Genomic DNA, 7,619 nt, shown 5'->3' on the forward strand with positions numbered 1-7,619 from the left:
ACAATCCATCCGGCATACTATTGATTCAAGTGCTTTTTCGCATCAATACTTAAAACATCCATACACTCTTTCAGTCCCTCATGAAGAGCGTATTTCCCAGTCCATCCCAATTGTTTCAATTTCGTATTGTCAAGAATACAGTTCTGCGGTTTAGAAAAGCCCTTTGCCTCCAAATCAGTAGGAACATCAAAAACCACTTTTTGCCCTGCTATAGCAGCAACCTCGTGGGCTACTTGTGCGATAGAAGCAATGGATTTTTCGTTACTCACGTTATAGCATTCATTAGATGCTCCTCTAAACAAAACGGTCAAGATGGCACTGACGGCATCTAACACATAAGTATAGGTCCTTTTTTGTTCTCCATTACTCTTCAATACAATATCCTTTCTCAAAAGAGCTTTACGTAGAAACTGAGCATGAGCCTTACTGTCATTGTCAGCCATAGTCGGACCATAAATACTTGAGAGCCGGGCAATAGAGACATTAACCCCATATTCATCAAAATAACAACAGGAGAGAAGCTCTACAGATCTCTTGCTTTCTGGATAACAGGCTCTTAAACCATTGAAATCAATGATGCCAGTATCGGTCTCTCTATAAACATCTTTAGAGGCGTTACCATATACCTCAAACGTAGACAATACCACAATTCTACACGTCGGATATTTACGTCCATACTCCAAAACATTATGGGTTCCCATAATATTAGTAATCATCGTTTCGGCCGGATATTTAGCATATGCCACAGGATCTGCATTACTGGCTCCATGGATAATATAATCAAAATGAACGCTCTCATCCAAACTTTTGCATATATCTTGCTCGATTATATGAAATGTTTCCTCATTTAAATAATCAGAAAAACGTTTTTTCAGCTTTTCCTTGGAGCGGCCTAATGCAAAAACATGATTTCTCTTACCTCCTCTATTTGAAAGCATCAATAAATCTATAATGACAGAACCAATTAAACCGGTTGCCCCCGTTATAAGGAATGAAGACTTTTCGGTTTCAATACAATCTGCTATACCATGAAGGGCTTTTATGTATAATTCGTTATTTATCATATTATTCAATGCATCCATGAGTCTTTTTTCGCGTTCAATAACGCCTTGAATATTTCAATATCTTCGGTTGTCGTTAATTTGAGGTTCTTTTCTGCTCCTGTAGACATATATAGTTTCTTTCCTAATTCGATATACATCGTACATGAAGCGACGGAATTGGTAATCCCTCTTTCCAACGCCTCCTTGTGAGCAGCTATAATATCCTTTAAATAAAAAGTTTGTGGAGTTTGGGTTTCTTTAAGGTTGTCTCTCGGAACTTGTTCTTCCGTTTCAACTCCGTCAAATGTCTTCAACATAGCGGCGTTACATGGTATTACCGTAATGGCATTTCCTTTTTCCCTACAAACCTTAAGATTCTCATCTATGACTTTCTGGCTCAGCATAGGTCTGATGGCATCGTGTATAAGTACAATGTCATTTTCATCATTATGCCGGGACGCTATATCATACAGTCCGTTACGTATAGAATCTTGTCCGTTCTTGCCTCCACTGACTACTCCTTCAAGTTTTGAAATTCCAAACTGTCTGGCATAGGCACGAAGAATATCATGCCAACCGTCAAGACAAACCACTTCAATACTATCTATATCGGGATGTTTTTGGAACGCTTCCATGGTATATAATATAATCGGTTTGTCGTAAACATTTATAAACTGCTTCGGGATGTCCTGCCCCATTCTGGCACCGACTCCACCGGCAATAATCAATGCGATATTCATATTATCAACAACTTAAATTAAATACTTTTTAAAACAATTATATGTAGTCAGCATAAATGCCTTTTTCTTTTCACTTTCGTAATCCTCGGATTGATATTTTTCCAACATATCTACAATATATTGGGCTTCCAAATTTTCTTTTCCAATAATGGCATCTATGCGACCTACATTTTCCGAAAAACGAAGAAGTTTATCATTCCATGATATAGCAACATAAGGTATATCCAATGAATAAGAAACAATACAAGAGTGCAGTCTTGACGTAATTACCCCCCCGTTTTAGAAATATTAACAACTAATTCTCTTGGAGACTCAGGCGTTTTCATCATTTTACTTATAGGATATCCGAACTTCTTACATAGGTACTCCTGATAAGACGCATCTTCATTGTCTCCATTATTAAAGAACAGCCAGTCCTTTTTTTCTTTTTTCAAGTACTTTTATAATTTCAAAAATAATTTTTTCATATTGCTCTTTATTTATACCTCTAGCAAATTCGACAAATCGTTTATAGGTTATAATCCCTATACCTATGATTTTAGAGCCAATCTCTCTTGTTATATTATAGGTTTGCGAAGCATATACGCCAACATCAGCACATTTGTTGAATTTTAGAGTATTACGTTTTATATAAGGACGTAAATAAGTCAAATCATCTCTGGTCGTGATATATTTCACATATCTATTGTTTAAGCATTTGACGAATCGAATGCAACGAGGATCAAATCTATTGTATAAGCTTTCTATACCCACGCAACTTACTACCACCGGGATGCACAAATCCGAACATGCCTCTATAATAGATTTATAATATATTCCAAAATCTGCTCTAACATGATATTTCAGTGTTCCAGCTCCTATGATGATAACCAGATCACTTCCTGTAAATTGCTTTTTATAATATATATCCAGTTCTTGCCTATATAAACTTGAGCTAAAACGCTGTACAGAACGGTATCTTTGAATGTAGTTTTTTATATCTTTGATAAAATTATAGACTCCATTGCCTAATAGATTTCGAATGCTTAAATGCCCTTCTCTTAAAATTGGCTCGTTATTAAAATCAATATGTTTTTTTTTATCAAATTCAGTTCGTTGAAATAAATCTATATATTCTATTGTTATATTATCACTTGAAAGTAAATTGCCTTCAGAGTCTCCATGAAAAATCCTATTCAAAAGATATTTCGTACAATCGAAGAGCAACGGATCACCCATATTCCTGTCGTACAGAAGTCCTACTAATTTTATTTTCATACAAATTATTTCTTTATTAAATAATCAATCGGATTCATCATAAGTTTTGAAAACTTTTTTGTTGCAATATATGTCAATAATGGGACTGCCAATATGGTTAACGCCAAAGACTGGTAGAAGAGAAGATTATACCTCGACAAAACAGCATAAATGAGTGTTTGGGAAAAATATACAAACAGCGTATATTGTCCGTAGTTGGCTACCCTTTTTATAAGATTACTCCGGGATGTCCAAACTAAAATTGCTCCACTTATCATTACCGATGATATTATGACTGCATATCTGAAAACAAAAAGGCTTATAACACTTAGATCCGTAGTGGCTGCAAGCTCAAGCAATCCGGCTCGTTGAAAGTCAACTTGATGCTGTAACCTGCTTGAAGTCAGCAATATAAAAGCAATCGCAATTACCCCCCCGATAAAATTATTTTACCATATTTGTTCATATTCCCCAATCTGTTTTTCATCATGTATCCTACAACAAAATATGGGTAAAATTGCAGTGTACGCATCAATGAAAGTAAGCCTCCATACTTGTTTATAAAAACAAACGAAAAGATCTCCACGACAAGAGCATATATCAATAATTTGCGTACGTCTACATACTTGAACAATAATGAAGAAGCTAACCGCCAATATACCAGACTTAACAGATACCAAGACGGCGTGTATCCGAAAAACAACATATTTCCAACAGAAAGCCTGCCGTCTCTAAGCAATGCAAATCCAATATGCGAAATTATACACACCTCTATGAGTGGTATGATTTTGCGTAATTCTTCCCCAAAACCTCTTTTTTTGTAAAAATAGCCACTCATCCAAACAAAAAGCGGCATATGGAATGAATAAATAAAACTGTATAGAAAACAGGACATTCGATTGTCATATCGGCTTGGTTCAATAAAATGTCCTAATACGACAAAAACTATCAGAATGTATTTCAGTCCATCTAACGAACGGTTTCTTTTTACTGTTCTCTGAAATTGTAATTTCATTATACGGCAAGTGTTACAGTAATTGATGCGATGAAAACTTTCGGGATCATTATTCTATATACAAGAATAATTTACCTCCATCAAAAATAACACATAAGGGTGCCCTAAACCGAGTTTGGTAATTATTTAGTTATGATTTTAACATTGACTTGTAGCCAACGTAATTTTACCAGGAACCATGTTAACATAATCCCTGCACCCGTTAAAGATATTTTTGAAAAATGTTCCGATGTATTCCAAATAGAACTGTCATGAAGCTTCACCGTCCCAATCACATTGTAATAAGTCGCTGCCAATTCGGCACCGGCGTCACAACCATAATGAAACGAATTGTTCCGTAGGGGCAGTTTTCGGATTGTTCACTCTGCAAGGTTGTTGTCTATCGGATCTCCCTGTCAAAATCATCTTTCTCCTTTCTCGGACCTAAATCATCTTTCTTGGGCTTGCATTTGAACGTTTTAGACATCAGCTACCATACCTGCCTATATGTTTCTATCAAGGGCCCTAATTTGAGGGTTTACAATATGCTCCTATTGCAGATTTTATTAAATATTGTTCAATCTCTTCTAAATATATCTCTCGTATAGACTTTCTTTTGTACGTCGTCCAAACTGGAATCGTAGCGATTTGCAATAATGGCATGACTTCGTGTTTTGAAAGTCCTCAAGTCATTCACAATACTACTGCCAAAGAAAGTACTGCCATCTTCCAATGTCGGTTCGTATATTATTACTTCTGCCCCTTTGGCTTTGATTCGCTTCATTACACCCTGAATGGATGACTGACGGAAATTGTCACTGTTAGATTTCATTGTAAGACGATATACGCCGACTACACAGCGCTTTTCATCAGACGGACTGAAATCGCCACGATTATAATAATCATAATATCCAGCCTTGTTCAACACACGGTCTGCAATAAAGTCCTTACGCGTGCGGTTGCTCTCAACAATGGCCTCAATCAGATTTTCCGGAACGTCGGCATAGTTGGCAAGCAACTGCTTGGTGTCCTTGGGTAGACAATAGCCGCCATAACCAAACGAAGGATTATTATAATGCTGTCCAATACGCGGATCAAGGCTTACACCATCAATTATAGCCTGAGTGTCAAGACCTTTCATTTCAGCATAAGTATCAAGTTCATTGAAATAGCTGACACGCAAAGCCAAATACGTATTGGCGAAAAGTTTCACAGCCTCTGCCTCTTTCAACCCCATGAACAACGTATCGATATTTTCCTTTATCGCACCTTCCTGCAATAACGTCGCAAAAGTGTTAGCTGCCTTTTCAAGGAATGCAACGTCAGCGATGGCACGTATAGCATTGTTTTCCTCTTCAAACATTTTGTTATCTATTATCTTGGGATAACCTACAATGATACGGCTCGGATAAAGGTTATCATAAAGAGCCTTGCTCTCACGCAGGAACTCGGGTGAGAACAAAAGATTTAACTTCTTCACACCCTTAGCAGCATATTTCACATAGAGACTTCTTGTATAACCTACAGGAATTGTGGACTTGATAACCATCACCGCATCTGGATTTACTTCTAATACCAAGTCTATCACTTCCTCCACATGACTTGTATCAAAATAATTTTTCACAGGGTCATAATTTGTCGGAGCTGCAATCACAACAAAGTCTGCATCTTTATATGCTTCACGTCCGTCAAGTGTTGCCCTAAGATTAAGCTGTTTCTCTGCCAAATACTTCTCAATATAGTCATCTTGTATCGGAGAAATTCTATTATTCAAATCCTCCACTTTTTCGGGAATCACATCTACAGCTGTAACCTGATGATGCTGAGCAAGCAATGTTGCTATACTAAGACCTACATAGCCCGTTCCGGCTACGGATATTTTTATATTTTGAATATTCATATTATTAGAAATTTAACATTGTATACGAACTCTATACTCCTTTTATATATTTGAAAATATTATCAGTTATATCAGCAGCAACTTCTTTTTGTGTCTTACGATCCGCAATACAATGAGACAAATTATTCTTTATCCAACCTGCTATACAATAAGCTAAATAATGATCATAACGATAATAGTCTGTCCACAATCCAAATGAAATATTAAGACGCATTATTTCATCATAAATCTTTCCAGCCTGTCCTAACACATAAATATAATTATATCCACTACATCCATCTAAATATAAATGATATATTTGATTAATACTATCATTGTATCTTTGTAATGTAGTATTTCTTTTTACAAAGAAATCTTCTAATTCTGATAAAAGAACGACACAAGAATCTTCTATTTCTACTTGAATATAGGATTTCAATTCTTCGGCTCCTTGTTTCAATGTTTCTCTTACAGTGAAATCGTTTTCGGATTGATCAACGTAGGAATAAAAGTCATTCAATAAATCTTCAGTAGTGCTATATGCTCTACGCAATTGCAATATTCCATCCAAAAATGTGGACGGACTATCCTTCTTTATTCCTTCCTTGATTTTTGAAAATCCAGAGACTGTATTAGTTATAGCAGAATCAACAACTGCAACTACACCTGCACATGTAGTAACTTTAGCCGCAATTGACGCTGTGGCAACAATACCTTTTGTAGACAACAAATAGGAACCTCCTTTGATCAATGCAGCATAGGCTGCATGTGTTTTCCCAAAAAAGCAACTCCTTTTGCAATAAGCATGATTGACAAAGCCATAGTTTATAACAAATTTAAATTCATTACAAAAATCAATAATGCACCATGAAATATATAAATATACCCTTTTTCAAAATACCAATAATGCCAATACATAACATCTACAAAAAATAAAGATTTTATATATTGCAGGAATAAGACGATCAATAGAGTATAAGACTTAAATGAAACATAAAATATATACGATAAAATTCAGGCATTAAGAGTTCAATTAAAAACAAACAATAAAAACCTCTCCTCGTGCAAATATTATATTGCACAAGAATAACAGATTTTATAAATTCAAGCCTATACTGCCTCCGCCTTAGAACAACATGATTGCTCGCAGATTTAATTATAGTCTTTATTATGTAACAACTGCCTGATTAACAGGATTGAAAATACAGACTTGTTAAAAGCCGATTTCCTGAAACCTATACATATTTAATATATGTTACATTTCGTTTGCAAAGTTAATGATTATTCTATAAATAAAGACCAAAAACAGGCTATTTTTATAGATACACAAGGAAAAGTGTCAAAAAAGTGTCACGCGCCAAAGTGGATACAATAATGGGAAAAGGTTATATCGGATGGGACTGAAATGTCGTAAAATTTTCTATAAATTTCTGAAGTTCAACTCCTTAGCAGAATAAGATATGTGACGAAGGACGGGTATTCCAAGGAGTTTTTACCTTCTGAAAGGCAATCCAAAACCGTGACACGTGACAGATGTGACACTTTTTTCTATATAGAGATGTGGAATTAATAATAAATACATATACTTTAAAGGATATATATGAAGTGATTTAAACTAATTTCAAACTGTTAAAATTCCTGCCAATATATTAAAATACAGCGTACTTCCGCAGAAATTCGCTATATTAGAGTTGCGACACTTTAATTTATCGAACCAATGCCGAAAT

The 7,619-nt window shown here is 35.4% G+C and carries 6 protein-coding genes and 1 pseudogene; all 7 read right to left on the bottom strand.

All coding sequences use genetic code 11. The annotated features are described in order from the left end of the window. Positions 1 to 17: 17 nt before the first annotated feature. The 7 genes and pseudogenes from HPS54_RS09480 to HPS54_RS09500 all read right to left on the bottom strand — a co-directional run bounded on the left by HPS54_RS09480 (position 18) and on the right by HPS54_RS09500 (position 6,622). A complete protein-coding gene (locus HPS54_RS09480; RefSeq protein WP_172345209.1) occupies positions 18 to 1,082 on the bottom strand; it encodes an NAD-dependent epimerase/dehydratase family protein in 1,065 nt (354 codons plus the stop codon). Beyond that, positions 1,070 to 1,783, bottom strand: a complete 714-nt coding sequence (locus HPS54_RS09485; protein ID WP_172345210.1) for an IspD/TarI family cytidylyltransferase — start codon at positions 1,781 to 1,783, stop codon at positions 1,070 to 1,072. Before HPS54_RS09485 ends, HPS54_RS09480 begins: the two co-directional genes overlap by 13 nt. A gap of 399 nt (positions 1,784 to 2,182) precedes the next feature. Further along, positions 2,183 to 3,040, bottom strand: a complete 858-nt coding sequence (locus HPS54_RS09490) for a hypothetical protein (protein WP_172345211.1) — start codon at positions 3,038 to 3,040, stop codon at positions 2,183 to 2,185. A gap of 406 nt (positions 3,041 to 3,446) precedes the next feature. Next, positions 3,447 to 4,034 carry an acyltransferase family protein gene (locus HPS54_RS13030; RefSeq protein ID WP_338142814.1) on the bottom strand — a complete coding sequence of 196 codons (588 nt, stop codon included), beginning with the start codon at positions 4,032 to 4,034 and terminating at the stop codon, positions 3,447 to 3,449. A gap of 138 nt (positions 4,035 to 4,172) precedes the next feature. Beyond that, positions 4,173 to 4,420 (bottom strand): annotated as a pseudogene (locus HPS54_RS12930) (IS66 family transposase); the annotation flags it as partial. Between the two features lie 170 nt (positions 4,421 to 4,590). After that, a complete protein-coding gene (locus HPS54_RS09495; RefSeq protein ID WP_216653067.1) occupies positions 4,591 to 5,913 on the bottom strand; it encodes a nucleotide sugar dehydrogenase in 1,323 nt (440 codons plus the stop codon). Between the two features lie 31 nt (positions 5,914 to 5,944). Continuing rightward, complete coding sequence (locus HPS54_RS09500) at positions 5,945 to 6,622, bottom strand: hypothetical protein (RefSeq protein ID WP_172345212.1); 678 nt, start codon at positions 6,620 to 6,622, stop codon at positions 5,945 to 5,947. Positions 6,623 to 7,619 lie beyond the last annotated feature (997 nt).

This window comes from Xylanibacter caecicola (genome assembly GCF_013166515.1).
GTDB classification, from domain to species: domain Bacteria; phylum Bacteroidota; class Bacteroidia; order Bacteroidales; family Bacteroidaceae; genus Prevotella; species Prevotella caecicola.

Coding starts and splice junctions, on each gene's coding strand:
- HPS54_RS09480 (WP_172345209.1), bottom strand. CDS start 1,082: ATGGATGCATTGAATAATATGATAAATAACGAATTATACATAAAAGCC.
- HPS54_RS09485 (WP_172345210.1), bottom strand. CDS start 1,783: ATGAATATCGCATTGATTATTGCCGGTGGAGTCGGTGCCAGAATGGGG.
- HPS54_RS09490 (WP_172345211.1), bottom strand. CDS start 3,040: ATGAAAATAAAATTAGTAGGACTTCTGTACGACAGGAATATGGGTGAT.
- HPS54_RS13030 (WP_338142814.1), bottom strand. CDS start 4,034: ATGAAATTACAATTTCAGAGAACAGTAAAAAGAAACCGTTCGTTAGAT.
- HPS54_RS09495 (WP_216653067.1), bottom strand. CDS start 5,913: ATGAATATTCAAAATATAAAAATATCCGTAGCCGGAACGGGCTATGTA.